Genomic DNA, 2,244 nt, shown 5'->3' on the forward strand with positions numbered 1-2,244 from the left:
TCGCCATCCCCCGCACCGCGAAGGAGGGCCGCGCGGCCGAGAATTTCGACATCTTCGACTTCCAGCTGACGCCGGAGCAGATGGACCGCATCCACGCCCTCGCCCGCCCCGACGGCCGCCTCGGCGACTGGATTGATCCGGCCTTCAAATGGGACCCGGAATGGACCTGAAGCGTCACGGGTCAGGGACGAGCGCGTCTCCCTGCCAATACGGCGCGGGCGTCTGGCGTCGGGGGGCCCAAGATCACTCGCCGATCGTCTTGCCAGGCCAATGCGGCTCCATCTTCACCCATCGGGCCTCTGCCGGGCCCGGGCGATTCCCTGACGTCCGCATTTTGGGGCTTGGAACCAGAACCGCATCCCGTGCGAGTCCCGAACCTCGACCAGCCCTAAAACGGAATGTCGTCGTTCAGGTCGTAGCTTTCCCTGGGACCGCTGGGCTTGTTGGCGCCGCCGGTGGAGAAGCCTGAGGAATAGTCGTCATCACCGCCACGCGAGGCCCCGCCGCCGGCGCTGTCATTACGTCCGCCCAGCATGGTCAGCTCGCCGCGGAATTTCTGCAGCACGATCTCGGTGGTGTATTTCTCGACGCCGGCCTGTTCGTACTTCCGCGTCTGCAACGAGCCCTCGATGTAAACCGTCGAGCCCTTCTTCAGATAGTTCTCGGCCACCTTGACGATGTTCTCGTTGAAGATGACCACCCGGTGCCACTCGGTCTTTTCCTTGCGCTCGCCGGTCGCCTTGTCGCGCCACTGTTCCGAGGTTGCGAGGGACAGGTTGGCCACCCGTTCGCCGGAGTTGAGGGTGCGGATCTCCGGGTCCTTGCCCAGGTTGCCGACCAGAATGACCTTGTTGACGCTGCCCGCCATCGCCGAGCTCCTTCTTCGTTCTGGCCCGTGCGTTTCATGCCGTTCGGAGCCGGTTGTCCATTGTGCGGGCCTACCGCGCTTTGGATCGCCGCGGGTCGGCTTTGTCTCGCAATCCACAGATTGCGGTTTGTTCCATGTTTGTTCCGTCGCGTCTAGGGGCCTTTCTGCGAAGCCTCCGGCGGCGGGGCGGCCACCGCAACCGGTGTGCCGTCGATGGCCCGCTGGATGGCGCCGGGTATAGCCAGCCGACCGTCGCCGGTTCGGGCCAGCAGGATGAACCTGGACCCCTCCAGCGTCGGCGAAATCCACACCCCCGCGCGGTCGATGAAGATAAACTGGCCCTGATAGGAGCCGACGACCTCCTGACGACTGCCCCCCATGCGCAGGAAGCGCAGACGCACCTCTTCCAGCCGCGCCGCGCAGAATTCGATCTGCGGCTGGTTGTCCGCCACCTTGTTGAAGCGGGGCGGCTCGCCTTGTGCCCCGGCCTCGACGGCGTAACAGACGCCCCGGTCGAACGGGGCCTCAACGGTTTCTCCGCAGGCGGCGAGCCCGAGCGCGCCGGCCGCGAGGCACAGGAACAGGACGGCCCTCATCAGCGCAGCCCCGGGAACTGGCAGCTGCGATCCTGCTCGGCCAGGGTGCGAAACCGGCTGTTGTCGGGTGACTGCTCGACCCGGCGGGGCACGAGCCTGAGGGTCATGTCGCCCCAGCGGCCATACAGGGCCTCGCCGGGTCTCACACAGGTGCCCGAATACAGCGCCTGGACACAGGCGTTCAAACCCATGCTGGACGACAGCGAGCGCCAGTCGGAGCCGGTGTAGCGCAGGCAGGCGGCACCGGAAGCGGGCTGAACGGAGGGCTCGTCAGGTTGGTGTTCGGTCAGCGGCGGCGGCTCAGCCTCGGTCAGCTCGACCGGCGGGGCGCCGGGCGGCGGGGCGAAGGCGGCGGTCGGGGCCGCGGCGAGGGAGCCGGTCTCGTCTATGCCGACGTCGAGCGCGTCCGTGGCCACGCCGTTACGCCGCGCGCAGTCGGACAGGGTCGCCAGGCCGATGTACTGGCCATCGACGAAGCAGCGCAGTTCGCGCGTCGTGTTCAGCTCCGGGGCGTCGGCGACATCGACGGTCAGCCCGCCCTGCGCCGCCGGCGGCGGAGCCGGGTTCCGGTCGCGGCCGGCGCTGAAAATCAGGGCGATCACCACGGCCGCGACGATGGCCAGGCCGGCGCCGATGGCGATGAGAAGACGATTGTCCTGGGGCATGAAAGGCTCGCGCGGATGGAGCCCCCAATAACGCCGCCGAAGCCCGCGCCGTCAACGGCCTTCGTCGGCGGACCGGTCAGCCGCCGAGGCGGGCGAGCGCGGCCTGATAGTTGGC

Annotated in this window: 3 protein-coding genes and 1 pseudogene; 1 reads left to right on the top strand and 3 read right to left on the bottom strand. The window is 68.0% G+C overall.

Annotated features, from left to right (window positions below; genetic code table 11):
- Positions 1-170, top strand: a pseudogene (locus Q0588_RS15735) (aldo/keto reductase); the annotation flags it as partial.
- Positions 171-388: 218 nt separating this feature from the next.
- Here Q0588_RS15735 and ssb read toward each other — a convergent pair.
- The 3 genes from ssb to Q0588_RS15750 all read right to left on the bottom strand — a co-directional run bounded on the left by ssb (position 389) and on the right by Q0588_RS15750 (position 2,129).
- Positions 389-868, bottom strand: a complete 480-nt coding sequence (ssb, locus tag Q0588_RS15740) for a single-stranded DNA-binding protein (RefSeq protein WP_298748171.1) — start codon at positions 866-868, stop codon at positions 389-391.
- Positions 869-1,020: 152 nt separating this feature from the next.
- Complete coding sequence (locus Q0588_RS15745) at positions 1,021-1,464, bottom strand: hypothetical protein (RefSeq protein WP_298748174.1); 444 nt, start codon at positions 1,462-1,464, stop codon at positions 1,021-1,023.
- Complete coding sequence (locus Q0588_RS15750) at positions 1,464-2,129, bottom strand: hypothetical protein (protein WP_298748177.1); 666 nt, start codon at positions 2,127-2,129, stop codon at positions 1,464-1,466. The genes Q0588_RS15745 and Q0588_RS15750 overlap by 1 nt, the downstream gene beginning before the upstream one ends.
- Positions 2,130-2,244 lie beyond the last annotated feature (115 nt).

Origin of the sequence: uncultured Brevundimonas sp. (assembly GCF_937870815.1) — a bacterium.
Taxonomy (GTDB): domain Bacteria; phylum Pseudomonadota; class Alphaproteobacteria; order Caulobacterales; family Caulobacteraceae; genus Brevundimonas.

Excerpts from the sequence above, each read along its gene's own strand:
- Q0588_RS15745 (WP_298748174.1), bottom strand. The coding sequence starts at position 1,464 with ATGAGGGCCGTCCTGTTCCTGTGCCTCGCGGCCGGCGCGCTCGGGCTC.
- ssb (WP_298748171.1), bottom strand. The coding sequence starts at position 868 with ATGGCGGGCAGCGTCAACAAGGTCATTCTGGTCGGCAACCTGGGCAAG.
- Q0588_RS15750 (WP_298748177.1), bottom strand. The coding sequence starts at position 2,129 with ATGCCCCAGGACAATCGTCTTCTCATCGCCATCGGCGCCGGCCTGGCC.